At 34.0% G+C, this 20,272-nt stretch carries 10 protein-coding genes and 2 rRNA genes; 6 read left to right on the top strand and 6 right to left on the bottom strand.

Annotated elements, in window-relative coordinates; all coding sequences use genetic code 11:
• Nucleotides 1-32: 32 nt before the first annotated feature.
• The 6 genes from porV (at nt 33) to ACFQ0S_RS00120 (ending at nt 7,428) form a co-directional block, all read left to right on the top strand.
• Nucleotides 33-1,244 (top strand): type IX secretion system outer membrane channel protein PorV, encoded by a 1,212-nt coding sequence (gene porV, locus ACFQ0S_RS00145; protein WP_379755165.1) that lies wholly within the window; start codon nt 33-35, stop codon nt 1,242-1,244.
• A 168-nt stretch (nt 1,245-1,412) separates the two neighbouring features.
• The gene (gene cdd / locus ACFQ0S_RS00140) at nt 1,413-1,895 is read left to right on the top strand and encodes a cytidine deaminase (protein ID WP_151108604.1); all 483 of its coding nucleotides are present in this window, start codon (nt 1,413-1,415) and stop codon (nt 1,893-1,895) included.
• 167 nt (nt 1,896-2,062) lie between these two features.
• Complete coding sequence (pdhA, locus tag ACFQ0S_RS00135) at nt 2,063-3,064, top strand: pyruvate dehydrogenase (acetyl-transferring) E1 component subunit alpha (protein ID WP_379755161.1); 1,002 nt, start codon at nt 2,063-2,065, stop codon at nt 3,062-3,064.
• Nucleotides 3,065-3,071: 7 nt separating this feature from the next.
• The gene (locus tag ACFQ0S_RS00130; RefSeq protein ID WP_379755158.1) at nt 3,072-4,736 is read left to right on the top strand and encodes a 2-oxo acid dehydrogenase subunit E2; all 1,665 of its coding nucleotides are present in this window, start codon (nt 3,072-3,074) and stop codon (nt 4,734-4,736) included.
• Between the two features lie 87 nt (nt 4,737-4,823).
• Nucleotides 4,824-6,602, top strand: coding sequence for an acyltransferase family protein (locus ACFQ0S_RS00125; protein WP_379755155.1), 1,779 nt, complete (start codon nt 4,824-4,826; stop codon nt 6,600-6,602).
• A gap of 364 nt (nt 6,603-6,966) precedes the next feature.
• Complete coding sequence (locus ACFQ0S_RS00120) at nt 6,967-7,428, top strand: hypothetical protein (RefSeq protein WP_379755152.1); 462 nt, start codon at nt 6,967-6,969, stop codon at nt 7,426-7,428.
• Between the two features lie 121 nt (nt 7,429-7,549).
• On the opposite strand, the gene ACFQ0S_RS00115 is transcribed toward ACFQ0S_RS00120, so the two are convergent.
• From ACFQ0S_RS00115 to ACFQ0S_RS00090, 6 genes are all read right to left on the bottom strand, one after another.
• Entirely contained in the window at nt 7,550-9,415 is a 1,866-nt protein-coding gene (locus ACFQ0S_RS00115; protein WP_379755149.1) for an OmpA family protein, read from the bottom strand.
• A gap of 18 nt (nt 9,416-9,433) precedes the next feature.
• The gene (locus ACFQ0S_RS00110; protein WP_379755146.1) at nt 9,434-10,351 is read right to left on the bottom strand and encodes a PorP/SprF family type IX secretion system membrane protein; all 918 of its coding nucleotides are present in this window, start codon (nt 10,349-10,351) and stop codon (nt 9,434-9,436) included.
• Nucleotides 10,352-10,397: 46 nt separating this feature from the next.
• Entirely contained in the window at nt 10,398-16,673 is a 6,276-nt protein-coding gene (locus tag ACFQ0S_RS00105; protein ID WP_379755143.1) for a gliding motility-associated C-terminal domain-containing protein, read from the bottom strand.
• Nucleotides 16,674-16,937: 264 nt separating this feature from the next.
• A complete protein-coding gene (locus ACFQ0S_RS00100; RefSeq protein ID WP_379755140.1) occupies nt 16,938-19,061 on the bottom strand; it encodes a chitobiase/beta-hexosaminidase C-terminal domain-containing protein in 2,124 nt (707 codons plus the stop codon).
• Between the two features lie 755 nt (nt 19,062-19,816).
• Nucleotides 19,817-19,925: ribosomal RNA gene (rrf, locus tag ACFQ0S_RS00095) — 5S ribosomal RNA — on the bottom strand.
• Nucleotides 19,926-20,102: 177 nt separating this feature from the next.
• Nucleotides 20,103-20,272, bottom strand: a 23S ribosomal RNA gene (locus ACFQ0S_RS00090); the annotation flags it as partial.

Here is a 20,272-nt window from a genome sequence, read left to right as displayed (position 1 = left end):
TACTATATTTGTAAACTTTTTAAAAATTAAGAATGAAAAAAATTGCAACAGTTCTAATCTGTTTATTGATAATCCCATTTTCAAAAGCACAGGAAAGAGTAATCACTACTGGAGTTCCTTTTTTATTAGTTGCTGGTGATGCGCGCGCAGCAGGTATGGCTGACAATGGAGTTGCCACTTCTGCCGATGTGTATTCCCAACAATGGAATCCTGCAAAATATGCTTTTTCATTAGACAAACAAGGATTTTCGGTAAGTTATACGCCTTACTTAGTAGAGTTGGTAAATGATATATCATTAAGCCAACTTACCTATTTTAATAAAATTAATGAACAAAGTGCTTTTGCATCGAGCATTCGATTTTTTAGTTTAGGAGAAATTGAACTTAGACAAACTGGAGAAGAAGGCGAAGTTCCTAACATAGTAAAACCATCAGAATTTGCGATAGATTTATCTTATGCATTAAAACTTAGCGAACGTTTCTCGATGTCGGTTGGCGGGCGTTTTATTCGGTCAAACTTAGCAATACCCTCTGAAGGACAAAGTTCTATTGGTGCAAATACATTTGCCGTTGATGTTTCCGGATTTTATCAATCTGAACAAACTGCTTTTACTGATTTTGATGGAAGATGGCGATTTGGTTTCAATTTTCAAAATATGGGCCCAAAAATCAACTACGACCAAACTCAAGATTCTACTTTCGGTTCAAACTTTTTACCGTCAAACATGAAAATAGGTGGGGGATTTGATTTTATTTTAGACGACTACAACAAAGTGGGATTAAATCTGGAATTTAATAAGTTATTGGTACCTACTCCTCCTGGTAGAATAACACCAATTGACACAAACGAAAGTGGAGAAATAGATCCTGCTGAAGAGGAAGTGGCTAGACTTGCTAACTCACGAAATCTATTTGAATACAATAATACAGGCTGGACAGAAGGTATCTTTAAATCTTTTGGAGATGCTCCAGATGGTTTGAGTGAAGAATTAAAAGAATTTACCTATTCAGTAGGTGCTGAATATATGTATCAAGATTCTTTTGCGTTTCGTTTGGGGTATTTTAATGAAAGTCCGCTAAAAGGCGCACGACGATTTTTTTCGCTTGGAACTGGTTTTACTTATAACGTAATAAAAATTGACGTTTCTTATTTGTTTTCTGCTTCTAGAGTTAGAAATCCTTTAGAGAACACATTACGTTTTTCTCTTAGTTTTGCATTTGGCGACAAATATGATGAGTACTAAATAGCATTTTTAATATAAAATTATAAAAATCCAAATTTCGAATTATCGTAATTTGGATTTTTTTTATGTTAAAAACACGTAATCTAGTAATAAAAACAAAAATTAGAAGAAAAATTTGTTTAATTTGGCATTCCGAAAATTCTAATAAAAAATAATATATTCTTATACATGAAAGAAATTAGTATTACAACGAAATTTTCAAGTTATGATTCGCTTAACGAATTACCTTCAGACATACAAGATTTAATGGATCAAGCCATAGCCATACGAAAAAAAGCGTATGCACCGTATTCAAAATTCAGAGTTGGAGCCGCTATTTTATTGGATAACGGAAAAATAGTTTTAGGATCTAATCAAGAAAATGCTGCCTATCCTTCAGGACTTTGTGCAGAACGAGTAGCTATTTTTCAAGCAGGTGCCATTTACCCTGATGCAAAAATTTTAAAAATGGCAATTACTGCAGCTTCTGATACGAATACTACTTCTACTCCAATTCCACCCTGCGGAGGATGCAGACAAACCATTTCAGAATACGAATTCAAACAAGAGCAACCCATTGAAATTTATTTTATGGGCGAAATTGGCGTGATTTATAAATCAGATTCCTTAAAAAATCTACTCCCTTTCATGTTTGATAAAAACTTCTTGTAAAAAAGCTAAAAACTACGATTTAAATTTTAGTTCTAACTCGGAAAGTACTATTTTTGCTCTTCGCAAATTGGAGTACAATTTAGGTTAAAGAAAATAACTGTATTTTTATAATCGAACAACTTTAAATTTACTATTACAAAAACTGTTTAGCAAAGAAAATTAGCCAAATGAAAGAAGTTACAAAAGAAGTTTATTTAAAGTGGTACGAAGACATGCTGCTTTGGAGAAAGTTTGAAGACAAACTAGCTGCACTTTACATTCAACAAAAAGTAAGAGGATTTCTTCACTTATATAATGGTCAAGAAGCCGTTTTAGCAGGCGCCTTGCACGTCATGGAATTAGGCGGGAAAGACAAAATGATTACTGCATACAGAAACCACGTTCAACCTATTGGAATGGGTGTTGATCCTAGAAAAGTAATGGCAGAATTGATGGGAAAAGTAACAGGAACATCAAAAGGAATGGGCGGTTCCATGCATATTTTTTCTAAAGAGCATGGGTTTTATGGAGGTCACGGAATTGTTGGTGCTCAAATACCAGTAGGTGCCGGAATGGCTTTTGCCGATAAATATTTTGAAACTGGCGGTGTAACCCTTACCTATTTTGGTGATGGCGCAGCACGTCAAGGTTCACTTCACGAAGCTTTCAATATGGCAATGTTATGGAAACTTCCTGTAGTATTCATTGTTGAAAATAATGGATATGCTATGGGAACATCTGTAGAAAGAACTGCCAATCATACTGATATTTGGAAACTAGGTTTAGGATATGAAATGCCTTGCGGACCTGTAGACGGAATGAATCCAGTAAAAGTTGCAGAAGCCATGCACGAAGCTATGGAAAGAGCACGTCGTGGTGATGGACCAACTTTTTTAGAAATGAAAACGTATCGTTACAGAGGACACTCTATGTCTGATGCACAACTATACCGTTCTAAAGACGAAGTAGAAGAATACAAAAAAATTGATCCTATTACACAAGTTTTGGATGTAATTAAAGATCAGAAATATGCTACAGAAGCTGAAATTGAAATTATTGATCAAAGGGTAAAAGATTTGGTAGAAGAATGTGTAACCTTTGCCGAAGAATCTCCATTTCCTGAAATACAACAATTGTATGATGTAGTATACGAAGAAAAAAATTATCCATTTTTACCACACAAACTATAATTAAATTATGGCAAAAATTATCACCATGCCACGCTTAAGTGATACTATGACCGAAGGTGTTGTAGCAAAATGGCTTAAGAAAGTGGGCGATAAAATTAACGAAGGAGACATCTTAGCAGAAATTGAAACCGATAAAGCAACTATGGAATTTGAATCGTTCAATTCTGGAACGCTTTTACATATTGGGCTTCAGGAAGGAGAAACAGCACCTGTTGATTCTCTTTTAGCAATTATAGGAGCCGAAGGAGAAGACATAACACCTTTACTTCATTTAGGTAGACCAACAACTGCATCAGCAACTGAAATAGTAGCTGATACAAAAGAAGAAGCAAAAGAAGAACAAACAATTGCAAGTCCAACGGCTGCAACTGCAGAAATTCCAAAAGGAGTTGTTGTAGTGACTATGCCAAGACTGAGCGATACCATGACCGACGGAACGGTAGCCACTTGGTTAAAAAAAGTAGGTGATGCGGTTGCCGAAGGAGACATTTTAGCTGAAATTGAAACCGACAAAGCAACGATGGAATTTGAATCGTTTCATTCTGGAACTTTATTATTTGTTGGTGTTCAAGAAGGACAAACTGCACCTGTAGATAGTTTATTAGCTATTATAGGACCAGCCGGAACCGATGTTTCTGGAATTGCACAAAATTATACTGGTGGCGCAAGTCCAGCTGTCGCAGCTCCTGCTGAAAATACAGCCGAAGTTAAAACTGAAACTCCAGCAGCAGTTACTGAAAAAGCCGAAGAAGCTATACAAGTCGTTTCTGATGGAAGAAGAATATTTATATCGCCATTAGCGAAAAAAATTGCTGAACAAAAAGGCATAAATATAGCTCTTGTAAAAGGTTCAGGTGAAAACGGACGTATCGTAAAAAGCGATATCGAGAATTTTGTACCAACTTTAGCTAGTGCTCCACAAGCTTCTAGCGCAGCACCAGCACAAAAAGCAGAAGCTCCTGTTGCAAAACCTTATGTTCCATCTGGTGAAGTGTTTACAGAAGAAATCAAGAATTCGCAAATGCGAAAAATTATTGCTAAGCGTTTAGCAGAATCTTTATTTACAGCTCCTCACTACAACCTAGTGATAGAGGTAACTATGGATGAGGCAATGAAATCACGAGCTACCATTAATAGTGTTCCTGATACCAAAGTTTCGTTTAATGATATGGTAATAAAAGCATGCGCTATTGCATTAAAAAAACATCCAAAAATCAATTCGCAATGGAAAGAAGATGTTATCATCATTAACCATCACGTAAATATTGGTGTGGCAGTTGCAGTAGAAGATGGACTAGTGGTTCCTGTATTACCATTTACAGACGGAATGAGTTTATCTCAAATAGGTGCTAGTGTGAGAGATCTTGCAGGAAGAGCGAAAAACAAAAAACTATTACCTAGCGAAATGGAAGGCAGTACGTTTACAATTTCGAATCTTGGAATGTTTGGCATTACTGAATTTAACTCTATTATCAACCAACCGAATTCTGCCATACTATCTGTAGGAGCGATTGTTGAGAAACCCGTGGTTAAAAACGGACAAATTGTAGTAGGAAATACCATGATGCTCTCATTGGCATGTGACCACCGTACGATTGACGGTGCAACTGGAGCACAGTTTTTACAAACGCTGAAACAATATATTGAAAACCCAGTTACCATGCTGGCGTAACATTATAACTTTACAAATGAAATCCCGTCTTGTTTTAAATAAGACGGGATTTTTTATATATTAGTATTTTAATTAAATTTCCCAAAGATGGATAATAAAGTATTCCCTATTTATAGAAATGATATTGATGTACTTAGAGCTATTGCCGTTTTGGCCGTTATATTATTTCACATGGGATATCTCCCCAACGGATATTTAGGAGTTGATGTCTTTTTTGTTATTAGCGGCTATCTTATTACAAAAATTATATATGTTGAGGCAATCGAAAATAAGTTTTCTATTTACCAGTTTTACTTACGTAGAATAAGAAGAATTATTCCTTTGGTGCTATTCACAACGTTTGTGGCTTTAATTACGGGATTGTTTGTTATGCTTCCTGATGATTTAGAGAATTTAAGCCAATCAGTTATAGCAACCAATTTCTTTGCAAATAATATTTTACTAAAAATTACCACAGTTAATTATTGGAATATCATTAACGATTACAAACCCCTAATGCATACTTGGAGTCTTGGTATTGAGGAACAATTTTATCTCGTTTACCCTCTACTCTTCCTTATTTGCAATAAAAAAAGAGTGAAATGGGTTTTGCCAATACTAGTTGTTTTAACTGGATTTTCTTTGTTGCTATTTGTTATCTCTACAAATGAAGCTGCAAAGTTTTTTACCATTCCATTCCGGTTTTTTGAGTTATCACTTGGAGGCATTGGAGCAATAGTATTTAAAGAGAAAGGAATCAATAGTAAGTATAAACTATATTTAATTATTGCCCTACTTGTACTATTGTACTTAGAAACCCATATCCCAAACCATTTAAAATTAATTGCAGTTGTAATAATTTCTTTTGGAATACTGGTTTCTAACTACGAATACAATAAATGGAACGCATTCATTTTGGAAAACAAAGTGATGATTGGCATTGGTAAAATAAGTTTTAGTCTTTATATGTGGCATCAGATAGTTCTAGCATTTTCGCGCTATTTCATTTTAGAAACTATTAGTATCACTAATGCAGTATTTATAGGCGTAACTATTTTAGTATTATCTTTATTATCCTATTTTTTTATCGAGCAGCCATTTAGAAACAAAGAAAAAATAAAGAATACTGTTTTACTTTTTTCAACAGGGGTTGGATTAATTATTTCTAGTGCTATAGCTTTTTATATTTTTTCAATTTCTGGGATTTTAAAAGATGTTCCCGAATTGGACATTGTTAAAGATAATGCACAAAAAAACAGCAATGTCATAAACGTTAAACGAAATCCGCATATAAAATACAACGCAAGAATCTACGACTTCAATAACGAATTCACAAATACTCCTACCACTAAAGTTTTAGTTATAGGCGCTAGTTTTGCAAGAGATTGGGGTAATGTTTTATTAGAATCTAAATATGGCAATCAAATTGAACTATCGTATGTAGAAGACATCAATTATTGCAAGAATTTTGAGGAACGAATTCGTCAAGCTAAATGTATTTTTCTTGCCGAAAAAAATGGAACCAATAGGTCTTGGCTAGACTCTATTGCTAGAATATATCCAATCGATACTTCGAAAGTATGGAACGTTGGACTGAAGAATTTTGGCGCCAATAACGGAATATATTATAACCGAAAAAACAATCCTGATTATTGCTCTCAAAGAACTAAAATGATTACTGGCATTTTAGAGCGCAATGAACTCCTAAAAAAACAGTGGGGAAATAAATACATTGATGTTATAGGCTCTATTATTGATAAAAAAAATACCATCCCAGTATTTACAAATCAATGCAAGTTTATTAGTCAGGATTGCAAACACCTTACCAAAAGCGGCGCTACTTATTTTGGAGAAATTATTGATTTAAAACCATATTTAAATCCTTGATGAAATTGTTAATCGGTTTGATTTTCTATGTCTTATGTTTTTAAATACTATCGAATAGAAAAATTGTTATACAAAAATACCTTACCTATATGGGTTGCCGTATGATTTTCAGACTTTTTGTTTAAAACCAATCTTTAATCTTGTTTTAAACTTGTGGCAAATATTTCAAAATGAATTTTTTGCCACAGCACTTGTGCTTTTTTTTCAGTTTGAAAATTTTATCACAGAAAAAAAATTGAACTATTGACTTTAAGCTTGCACTACAATGAATTGGTTGAAATTTATTTATATTTGGAAAAATAAAAATTAAAATTTGTTAGACCTTCATAAAAGTAAGCAGCAACCTTACTTAAAAAACAAAAATATGAAAGTTATAAGTACTTTACTCCTTTCTATATTGCTGATTAGTTGTAGTCAACATAAACAATTAATCCGAGAAGAGAGAAAATTGTGGGGTTTTAATAATTGGAAAAACGATTTTAAAGACAGAGCTTTTTGTCAATGTTTGTTAGAAGGATATAATGATAGAAACGTAAAGAAATTTATTCTAAAAAATGACAAATCATACTATGACGGAATTGGAATCGCAATTTTTGACCCAACATTAATACCAATTATTCAGAAAGAAGTTACTCAAATAAAAAAAGATTCGCTAGAATCAGTTGAAAAAGTTCCTGAACATATTGTTGGAAAAAGAATATTTAATCATTGCTTAAATTTCTATAAAAGCAAAAAATTAGATTCAATTACTAAATCGGAAATCCATAAATGGAAAAAAATAAAAAAAATCCAAGATGAAGTTTGGAAAGAAGTACCAACATATTAAAAAAGGCAACTACTAACAGTAAAAGCTGTTTTACAACCTAAGAATCAAGAATCTAATGCAATTTTTGTCACAAAAAAACCTGACAGTATCAGGTTTTTTTTATATCTACATCAAAAAAGGATTACTTCACTAGCAAAAACTCCGAACGTCTGTTTAGAGCATATTCTGCATCGGTACATTTATTTTTACAGTCTACTTTAGGTTGTGATTCTCCAAAACCATTTCCTTTAATTCGGTTTGCGCTTATTCCTTTTGAAATGACATATTGCACTGTAGATTTGGCTCTTCGCTCAGAAAGATCTAAGTTGTATTTGTCGCTTCCCCTAGAATCCGTATGCGATTTGGCATAAATAACCAACTTGTCATTTTGTGACATCACATAAACTAATTTGTCTAATTCGGCTGCTCCTTGTTTGGTAATATTGCTTTTATCATATTCAAAATAAATAGGATTCAAGATAATTTCGGTATCGGTAATTATTACATCAATTGGATCTATCGATGCATCAATAGTTACTTTTCCTGACTTAATATTGGCTACTGGAAAAGATTTGGTTACAAACCCATCTTTATACACTTCAATAGCATATGCTTTTTGACATTCTACGTCATAGACTACTTCACCTTTATCATTAGACATTTTTGTTTCTATCACATTATTTTTATCATCTAAAATAACTACTCTAGCATTTGCTAAAAGCACACCTGTTTTCGAATTCTTTACAACGGTAACGATTTGTGCTTCGCATACCGGAACTGAAGCATATATATTGTCATCGCCTGAACGATTACTTGATAAATAGCCACTATTTTTTTCTTTATTAAATGTAAAAGCAAAATCGTCTTTCTCGGTATTTACTGGTTTTCCTACATTGATAGGCAATGTGTTTTTATTCAAATCAGCAGAAAAAATATCCAATCCCCCAAAACCCGTTAGTCCGTTTGAAGCAAAATACAAGATATTGTCATTTGTAATAAAAGGGAACCCCTCGTCGCCAGGAGTATTTATTTTATCACCTAAATTTTCTGGCTTTCCGTAGCTTCCGTTATTGTTTATTTTTACTTTCCAAATATCATATCCACCAATAGAGCCGGGCATATTTGATGAAAAATAGAGCATATTATCATCAGAATTCATACTGGGATTGCTCGTAGAATAACTTTTACTGTTGAAAGGTAGCGGTGTAATATCTGACCATTCTCCATTTGCTTTTACCGCTTTGAACAAACCAACTTGTCCGTATTTTAATTTTTTAGATTTGTCTTTTTCGAATAATTTTTCATTAAAACTTTCACTAGAGAAATAAATCGTGTTCCCATCTTTACTCATCGTTAGTGGTCCTTCATGAAATTTTGAATTTAATGCTGCAATTGGAGTTGGTTTTGAATAGGTTCCATCAGCGTTATAAGTAGCTTGGTACAAATCAAGAAATGGTTCATCATTCCAACCGTAATTTTTTTCGGTTTCGTTTCTAGCACTTGCAAAAAAAACGAAATCATTATAAAGTACTGCTCCAAAATCTGATTTATCGGAATTGATGTCCAATACAGTTACATCGAAAAGTTTTTCTTTGTCTATTAACTTAGGAAGATAATCAGGATTTTTACTAAATTCTATCGCTCGTTGATCTTTTGGAGATTTCGCAGCAAATATTTTCATCTGAACATTGGCAAGTTCATACTTACTATTCGATTTCAACATTTGAGCATACCGATAATAAGTCTCAGCATCTTGATTAGACTTTATTGCTTGGGCATACCACTTTTCAGCTTCTTTAGTGTTATACATGTTATAGTAACAATCTCCGAGTTGTTTATTTACATAACCATCGGCTCTTTCCTTTTCGACCAAAGTTAAATATTCTTGAACAGCTTGAACATATTCGAATCTATCAAACAATTGATCGGCTACTTTAGTGTCTCTATTTTGGGCTAGTAAAGATGTACTAACAAGAATAAAAAACAATATTAATTTAATTTTTTTCATTAACTATTATATTTACTATTAGAAAAATCTAGGGGAACGTGATACTTTTTTTGATACAAAAATATCATACAATAACATAAATTCATGTGAGGATGGTGTACCTAGATTTAAATTAGACACTACGTGATCATAGGCATAGCCAATTCTTAATTCAGGTGTTATTGCAAAATTGACCATGGCTCCAAAACTATCTTCAAGTCTATAGGTGGCTCCTATTTCGAATTTTTCATTAAATAAAAAATTGGCAGAAGCATCTAATGAAGGTCTGACATTGAAAGCCGATTTTAACATGGTTGAAGGCTTGAACTTTAATTTCTCATTTAAATTAAAAACATATCCTGTTGTTACAAAATAATGAGAAACGTCTGAACCGTATTGTCTTCCGTTGAAGTCTAGATGTGCTGTTTTTATCATATTAGGTACAGAAAAAGCAAAATAAAATTGTTCGGAATAATAAAAAGCTCCAGCACCAAAATTAAGTGAAACATCATTAATGTCTTGTCCAAAAACGCCTTCCGATGGATCAGGAAGCGATGACTGTATGTCTCGAAGTCCTACATTATGAAAAGCAGCACCTGCTTTTAATCCGAGTGCCAACTTGTGTGTTTCGTTGAATTTTATAGTATATGAAAAATCTCCAAATACATTTTGCTCTTGTATTGGTCCAATTTTATCTGAAATTACAGACAATCCCAAACCTACATTTTTACCAACAGGTGAATGTGCTGCAAAAGTTAATGTCTCCGGAGCACCATCAATATTAATCCACTGTTTTCTATATAATAGTCCTAAAGAAATATTCTCTTTTGAGCCTGCATAAGCGGGATTGATTACATTCATATTATACATGTACTGTGTATAATGTGGGTCTTGTTGCGCTTTTACATCAAAAAAGGCTGTGAAAAATATAAGGAAAAAGAAAAATATTTTGTTCATGTCTCTGTGTGTTATTTAGTGGAAAAGAAATAAAAACTTTAAAAATTTACTTGTCATTATCTCTTATTAAATAAATCCATCCTGTTAATGGTGCCTCATTAGTATTAAATTCTATCACATAATAGTAAGTGGCACTTGGAAGAATATCTCCATTATCTGTTTGTCCTTCCCACTGATTGGTGTAATTCATTTTACTATACAGCTTAAGACCATATCTATTGAATATTTCTAGTTTTTTTACTTTCCTAAAGCTTAAATCAAAGTTGTCATTAGAACCATTTCCATCTGGCGATATTCCTTTTTGAATATCACAAAAAATTGAGGTTACCGTTATTTTATTTGTTGTTTCACACCCTGTTGATGAAGATGAAATCGTTAAATTATATTCTAAAGGGAATTCCTCTTTTTCTAAAGTTGATGCGAGTATATCTGATACATTTAACACATTTGAATCAGAACCAATTGGAGAGCTATTACTGTCTTTCCATTCAAAAAATACGTCATTAGGAAAATTAGTATTATTTATAGGATTCGCTGTTAATTCGTATTTTTTATTTTCACAATCTCCAGTAATTGCAAACTGAATAGATTCTGGAATTGAATTTATTGTTACTTGATTGGCTCCAGAAGCTAAACAAGAAGTATTGTTAATAAATCGAACACTAATTGCATACTTTCCTGGTACAAGATTCTCAAATTCTGGACTATTTTGAAAACCATTTCCTACACTATATTCAACTCCATTTTGTGAGGCAACCACTATTGTTCCTGTCGGAATTGAACATGTTGGCTGAATGACACTAGTAATTGTAGGAATTGCTGGCGCTGTTGGAAGAGCGCTTATTGTTGAATCAGCTAAAGAACTAGAGATACAAGTTGTATCCCCTAAATTTCTTACATATAAAGTATAAGTATTAGGGGCTAAACCCGAAAAAATAGGATTTGACTGAAAACTTGTTCCATTAATGCTATACTCTACTCCGCTTTGCGTTGCAATAGTAATTGAGCCTGATTGTACAGCACAAGTTGGTTGCACAACACCTGTTGCCGATGGTTCTATTGGTGCATTTGGAATTGAATTAATTGTTATAGCATTTGCAGATGAAGTAACACAGGTTATATCGATAGTATTCCTAACATATAGCGTGTAACTTCTTGGAGCTAATCCTGAAAATTGAGGGGTGGATTTGTAATTTATTCCATCAATACTATATTCCACATCATTTTGTGTTGCAAATGTTATTGTCCCTGATTGCAATGTACAAGTAGGTTGCACTACACTTACTGCACTTGGAACAGCTGGTGAAGCTGGAATTGCATTTATACTTGCTGATATTGACAATACTGAAGTACATCCGTTTGCATTTGTTACTTTAAAAGTATAATTGGTTGAAGCCGATAAATTTATAATTTCATAATTCACTCCTGAACCAGATACCGGAATTCCTACAGAAGGAGTTAATATCCAAGACCCATTATTTGGCAATCCACTAAATAATATACTTCCTGTATTAACAGCACAAGTTGGCTGAATCACACTAACTACTGCTGGTGGTAATGGCTTATCAATAATCACAGTGACTTTGAATCTGCCTATGCTTTCGCAGAATAATCCTGATGTAGCGCTTTGGGTAGCATAATAATCTTCACCATCAATTAAAGCTAAAGTAGATGATAATGCTGTTGTGCTATTAAATGTTTCGTACCATTTAATTGTAGTCCCGTTTGCTACTAAATTAGCAACTGTAGCATTTATAGATTCACAAAAAGTCTGAGTTGCTGATCCTGTAGGGGCAGCTTGTGAAGCTATTGTTAATGATACTGGAGTTCGTCCAGAACTGATACAACCGTCAACTGTTTTTCTAGCTTCTGCATAAAAAGTATAAACTCCTGGTATAGAATTCAAGGGTGTATAAGTTAAACTATTACTTACTAAAGGACTACCTCCGCTTATTGCACTGTACCAATCTACAACTTCTCCTGTATTAACCGCTACTGATAATGAAGGATTTGCTTGACCTTCACAAACTGATTTAGGTCCTCCTGATATTGGATTATTTACTGGTGAACAACTACAGTTTGGAGCCACTACATTGATTACTTCAACACAACCGTTTCCTTTGTTTGCACTAATATCAATTGTTGTACCCGCTGGAATGCCTGTTATACTATTCCCTACAATACTACCGACTTCTGGGCTTCTAGTAATGGTACTGCCAGTAGCAACATTAAAATTAACTGTATACGTCAATAAATCTAATGAACAAGATTTATTGGTTATATTTAAAAATGGTGAATCTTTTATCTCTAAAGTAACAACTGTTCGTGAGGTGCTAAAACAACTACCTATTTTGTTCTGAGCATAATATTGGACACTTCCAACTGTACTTAATACTGGACTTACAACTAAATTCCCATTTGTTAAAGCATCAAACCAATCTATGGTTCCTAATACTACAGTAGCAGTAGCTGTTAATGTTTGTAACGGACTTGTAGCACAAACAGATTGATTGCCTCCACTTGTTGGTATTTGAGGATTAACGATAGTAACTACTAACGGATATCGTGTTACACTCTCGCAAGAGCCAACTGTTTGAGTAGCATAATAAGTTGTCCCTGAAATTAATACAATTGATGATGCTAATGCAGTACCGCCTGTAGGATTTGCATACCATTTTATGTTTGTTCCCGTAGCATTTAAATTAGCGATTGTACCTGAATTACATACTGTTTGTGCTCCTGATCCTGATGGAGCTGATGGTCGACTTATAGTAACTGTAACTCTCAATCTAGTAATACTTTCACATGATAAGCTAGTTGCAGTAGTTTGGGTTGCAAAATAATCTCCATCTGCTAATGCTAATGTACTTAACAATGCCGTTGTACTTACAGCTGACGAGTACCATTTTATATTGGTTCCTGTGGCTACCAAACTTGCTATTGTTGCATTTTGTGATTCACAAAACGATTGTGTTGAGAAACCTGTTGGAGCAGCTGGTTTACTTATACTTACTGTTACTTTTAATCTATTGACACTCTCGCACAAAAGTCCTGATGTGGTTGTTTGAGTTGCAAAATAATCTTCACCATCTACTAACAATGCCGAAGAAGATAGCGCTATTGTACTTGTTAGGGTTGGATACCATTTTATTGATGTTCCTGTTGCTAACAAATCTGCAATTGTAGCATTTTCTGATTCACAAAACGATTGTGTTGATGAGCCTGTTGGGGCTAATGGTTTATTTATACTTACCGTAACTCTAAACCTATTGACACTTTCACAGAGAAGTCCTGAATTAGCTGTTTGTGAAGCAAAATAATCTTCTCCGTCTACTAATAAAGCAGAAGATAATAATGCTGTAGTACTTGAAATTGTTGGATACCATTTTATGGAAGATCCAGTTGCCACTAAATCAGCTACTATAGCATTTTGTGATTCACAAAAAGTCTGTGTTAAAGCACCTGTAGGAGCTACTTGTGCCGTTATAGTTAATGAAACTGCTGTTCTACCAGAACTCAAACACCCATCTACAATTTTTCTAGCTTGTGCAAAATAGGTATAAACACCTGGCAAAGTATTGAGTGGTGTAAATGATGTATTGTTGGATAGTAACAAACTACCACCGCTACTTGCGCTATACCAATCAATTGTTTCGCCTACAATTACTGTAGCCGTTAAAGCAGGATTGGATTGTCCTTGGCAAACCGATTTATCGCCTCCACTTACTGGGTTATTTACAGGTGAACAACTACAATTTGGTGCAACTACATTAACTACTTCTACACAACCATTTCCTTTGTTAGCCGTAATATCTATAGCTGTACCTGCTGGAATGCCAATTATAGTATTCCCAACAATACTTCCTACTAATGGACTTCTTGTTATGGTACTTCCACTTGCTACGGTAAAATCAACTCTATATGTTAATAAATCTAACGAACATGATTTGGTTGTTACACTTAAAAAAGGAGAATCTTTAATTTCAAGTGAAACAGCCGTTCTATTTATGCTATTACAAACACCTATAGTATTTTGTGCAAAATAAGTACGCGTCACAACAGTATTTAATGTTGGGCTTGCAACTACATTTCCACTTGTTAAGGCGTCATACCAAACAATAGTGCCTGTAGTTACAGTTGCTGTAGCTGTTAAAGTTTGTAATGGACTTGTTGAACAAACAGACTGATTACCCCCACTTATTGGATTTTGAGGATTTATAATTGTAACTGCCAACGGATAACGAGTTGCGCTTTCACAAGAACCAATAGTTTGAGAGGCAAAATAAGTTGTCCCTGAAACTAATACAACTGATGACGCTAATGCAGAACCTCCTGTTGGATTAACGTACCATTTTATATTTGTTCCAGTAGCTGTCAAATTAGCAACCGTTCCAGAATTACAAACCGTTTGTGATCCAGATCCTGAAGGAGCCGCTGGCTTTTCTATTACAACTGCAACTTCTAAACGAGTGATACTTTTACATGAAGTTACTGCATCAGTTTGTTCAGCATAATAGTTACCTGTAACTAAATTTGTATTTGTTGGTAATGCTGAGCCTCCGATTGGATTAAGAAACCATTCTACATTATTTCCAATAGCAACTAAATCACTAACTCTTCTATTATCTACTTCACAAAAGGGCTGATTAACAGCACCTGTTGGGGGATTTGTTATGTTATAAACAACACTAACGTCTGCAAATGACTGTGTACATTGTCCACTTGATATCGTCCAAGTAAATACATATGTTCCTTTAACACTAACTGTTGCTGTTGTGTTTCCAATAGTATTATCAGCAAAACTTACAGTTCCTGGTCCAGATTTTAGTGTCCATAAACCTGTACCTACTGTAGGTGTATTTCCACCTAAAGGATTGCTTGTCAAAAGACATCTAGTTTGGCTAGCACCAACAGTAGCAACAGTTGGGTTAGCAACAAAATTCATAACTAAACTATCTTCAGAATAACATGGTGTGAAAGCGGCTTCTGCAACTACAACGGGATTTGGATCTCTCAAATTATAATTAATAGCTCCGTTTCCATAATCTGAAGTACTAGTTCTTTCGGGACTTAAAAAGGAATTCGTCACATTATAATTGCTTACATCATTGTCTTGCATGGTTAATGCAAAAAATTTGACGTCACCAGTAGTATAACCAATAAGTGCTTTTGAAACTTCAACTTCAAAACCAAGATTATAATCGCTAGTACCTGTATTATTTTTATTAATTCCCATAACTGAAGTTGGAACTCCTGTAGCAGCTTGTCCCAAATAAGTTTTTAGAGAGTTAGGATTTCTTAATTCAATAACGTCAGCATAATAATTTATCTCACCTGCATCAGTTGCTATTGCCACGCAATAATCAGCCGCAAAATAAGAATCAAAAGTGCTTGGATTATTATTAAAAAAATTGAATGCTCTAACCGGTGGAAGAGAACCGTTCTCATCTCCATAGTTTGAAATGTTATACCCACCTGGTTTAGTATCTAAGAATACCATGATACGTCTAAAATTAAGAACTTTCCCAGACATCCCTATTACTATTTTATCCTCTGCAGGACTAATTTTCAAAGAATTAATATATCCAGTTGTTGCATTTCCAGATAAAGCAGCAGAAAGAATATTATCTTCTAAAGCACCGGTACCCCAAGCGGTTTCAGTAATAGATCCATCTAAGTTAACTGCATAACGTGAACGAACACTAACGGTCTGTCCATTAGTTAATGAATTGGTGGTATACGTTCTAACAGAAGACATGGTTTGAGTAACTACTCCATTAACTGAAAATTCAAATAAATCAGCACCACCAGATGCTGTAAAAGTCACAGAAGTCCCTAAGCATAAAGGAGAAACACCATTATTAGCTGGAGAAGCGGATAATGTTACAGGAGGAGGTGCCGAATAAACAGACCCTACAACTGGAACTCGAATACTTGTATCAGCACCTAATCTACTTTGCACATAAAAAGTGGTAGTAGTAGCAAGATTTGGATTGTAGTTATTTCCTATAAAAGTTGGAACTGCAGCGGTTTGGCTTGTATACCACTCTATCGTTTCACCAGATGCTCCAGTTGCTGAAAGCGCAACTATTCCTGGCCCACAGGAACTTCCTGCAACTACACTTGGAGGCGATAAAACTGCTAGACTTTTTTTAAATTTTGATAGTTTTATTTTCTGTTTTTCTGGCTTAACAACTTTCATAGATTTTGAAACACTATGGCTTCTAACTATTTTATTAGTATTTACATCTAAGTTTTTTGCTGTTAATTTAATTCCTAATAATAAATGTAGTAGTAAAAATAAAAGTAATTTATTTTTCATAAATAGTTGATGTTTGTTGTTTTAGAAAAAGTAATGACTAGATTTTTATTTTGATATGGATAATTCTACAATGCATTTTATTTTGGAAATGATTAAATAGTTTATTTGAATTTTTAAATTCACTACAACGATTTCGTAAATAATTTAAAAAAAGCAAAAAAGCAAATTTGTTTTCTTAACTGAAACAAATAAAACTTTTAAGAGTAAAATTAAATTATTTTAAAAAAGGCTACTTAAATAAGTAACCTTTTTTATATAGAAATATTATTCTTTTGATAATTTGAGAGTAGTTTCGGCCCCAGAGTTTGTTTTCAATTTAACAAAGTACATCCCTCTAACTAAACTACTAATATCATAACTTGCATCAGACGGAAAAGTGCCATTAAATTGTTTTACGACTTTACCTGTAATATCAATTATACTAAGATTAGAAACTGTTTTATTAATTTTAAAAGCTCCAGAAGTTGGGTTAGGATAAAGCTTTAACTGAGAATTATTAAATTCGGAATCATTTACTCCTAAAGTAGTACAATCTTCTATTGTAACTATCCCACTAGACCACCCCGACATATTATAACACGTATTTTGAGTCACGGGTTTAATATCTGCATCTTGAGTTTGAGGCGAACCAGTTCCTCTAGTAAAAATGATGTTTGTACTGGCAATATTATTAAAGGTATACGAGTAATACCCATCAGCATCTGGACCATCCATAGTTATACCTGGCCATTTAGACTCAGCTAAATTTGCAGAAGGTAAAGCATTAAAATGATGAACCTTAATTGGAGCAACCCAACTTGTTGGAGGTTTAACTTTTACCGTAATATCTCCTATTGTTAAAAAGTTTTGAGAGGCTAAGCCAGAAAAAAGTCCTTCCGAATCTACAGCTATAGCTTTTATGGTTGTATTTGTTGATACGTTTATCGGAGTAGAGTATACTAATGACGATACAGTTGGTATAGAACCGTCAGTAGTATAATAAATAGTCGATCCTTGTTTGTCGTCTGTTGCAGTTAAAGTTACCAATTGCGAAGAACCTTTAATAAAGTTTGCTCCTTCTGGAGTTATAGCAACTGTTGGTGAAAAGTTAATGGCAACTTTAGACCAAACTGCATAATCAGTACCAAATGTATTTAAAATCCAACCTGAACCTGGATTCCAATTTCCTGGCCCAATCTTTACAGCTACTTTATTATCAATAATAGCAGAATAAAAATTACCAGCGTTAGAAACCACAACATTACTATAAGCATTAATTCCTGTAGCTTTTCTAATAGCCATTAATTTATTTATTGCAGTTTCATTTGCCGTATATACAACAGTTACTCCTTCTTTACTATATTTCCCACCATAATAGTGAGGAAAGAACACACAAGGAACACCAGGATGAGTCATAATATAAGCATAACCTTTCATGATATTGTCTGAAGTAATGATACTCCCTTTCACAAAAGTATCATGATTATCTACAAATGTAACGGTCTTATCTGCATAGCCAAATATTCCAGCTAATCCAGGATAACCTCCAGATAATCGTCCATAATTTCCATTATTGACAGCTTCTATCAAATCGTAATACAAATCGAAATCAAAAGCAGCTGACTTTCCTCTAGTGCCGTCAACCCAATTCTTTAAAGTATTTCTATTTCCGTCCCAAAATTCCCCAACCGAAGAATATGGAGAAGAAGCCTCGATATAGTCCCCAAAATAACTAGCTGAAAATCCTTTGGCAACGTCCCATCTCCAACTATCAAAACCCAATCCTTTCAATCGTGATAAAAATTCTTTAACTCCATTTTGTACTTGTATATTCGTATGATCTAAATCTCTTCCTCCATCAAAATTATCTCCAGTATCTGGATTACCACAAGGTCTAACTCCTCTGAAATTAGTTGGAGAACCAGATGAAGCGGTTGCAGACTCATCATTACTCGTGATTGATTTACAATCCCAAGTTGGGTTAGTGAAATCGGTCCAGTTAGTTGTACCGCCTCGATGATTTACAACTATATCAGCCATAGGATGTATTCTTGGAGAACTTGTATTTAATGTTGATAGCATCGCACGCAATTGCGCTTCTGATCCGTATGAAGTTTGGCTAAAATTAAATAACTCTGTCGGTATATAGCCAACTCCTCCTGTTGATTTGCTTGGGGGTGGTAACCATAGTACATTAAACCCTTCTTGAGCATATTTATTTGCACGATTATTAATAAAATTGTACAAACCGCCTTCGTCTGAAACATTTTTTTGTAGGTGAACATCCCAACCAAAAGTTTGAAACATAATATCATTAATATTGGCTACCGATTGGGCATTTACTTTAGCCGTAAAGGTGCAAATAGAGAAAAACACAACAAGTAGTAAATTTTTTAAAAATAATTTCATTTTCATATTTTTTGGTTTAAATTAAGTTCAATAGTTATAATAAGAATTGTAAAACTAAAAAAAATAATTAGCACTATTACACAAGTTAGTATTACAAGAATGGCGAAAACGTAATAGTGTTGATAAATATAAGTTTTTTGTTTTTAAACACCCAAATATTAATAAAATTTATAATTTTTTAAAGATTTTTTTAACATTTATTAAATCATTAATAAGTAAAAATTTGAATTATAAAAAGTTCTCAAAATCTAAAGAAATATTAATCACTTAAATCAATAGCCTTTAAAAATATAGAATTAATACTTTTAAGATAACTAATTTTAAATAACCCTTATTGCTGCGCTGGTTATTATTGAAGAAATTTTAGAATAAAAAAAATATAGAATTCTTGCTATTTAGATTAAACAATATTTATACTTATTTTTGTGTGTCTAAAGATTGTCGTCTTGCTATTCCCACTGACGAAGCAAAGGCGAACAGGTCGTTCCGATAAAACAAAAACCCCGTTTCGAAAGAAACAGAGTTTTTCAAAAGACCCTTGGCGTTAGCCGAACAGGCGAATCAAAAGCGACGAACCGAGCTCAAAGTGCGAACACGTCGCTCCAATAAACAAAAAACCCCAACTTTTTCAAGCTAGGATTTTTCAAAAGACCCGAGGCGTTAGCGAAACAAAGGCGACGATCTAATCCTTTAGACTAACACGTCGTACCTATAAACAAAAAACCCCAGCTTTTTCAAGCTAGGGTTTTTCAAAAGAAAGGCGACGACATACTCTCCCACAAATTGCAGTACCATCTGCGCAGGCGGGCTTAACTACTCTGTTCGGGATGGGAAGAGGTGAGCCCCGCCGCAATAACCACCTTAAGATTATTGTTTAAGGAATTTCAGGTTTTTTTGTTTCAAGTTCTGTAACTTGGAACTTTAAACCTCAAACTTTAAACGTCCGCCAGGGCGGACAATATCTTAACATACTGAGATAAAGAATATAAAAAGTATTAGAAAGTTCCATCCCCCCTCCTTTACAGGGGAAGGGGGAGGTGCGTACATAAGCTTACGGGTTATTAGTACTACTCGGCTATGACATTACTGCCTTTACACCTATAGCCTATCAACGTGGTCATCTTCCACGACCCTTAAAAGAAATCTCATCTTGTGGTGGGTTTCGCGCTTATATGCTTTCAGCGCTTATCCCTTCCAAACGTAGCTACTCT

The sequence above is a fragment of the Flavobacterium myungsuense genome (genome assembly GCF_042677265.1).
GTDB lineage: Bacteria > Bacteroidota > Bacteroidia > Flavobacteriales > Flavobacteriaceae > Flavobacterium > Flavobacterium myungsuense.
Note: the sequence above shows the minus strand (reverse complement) of the source record. Positions and strands in the feature narration are given on the sequence as shown.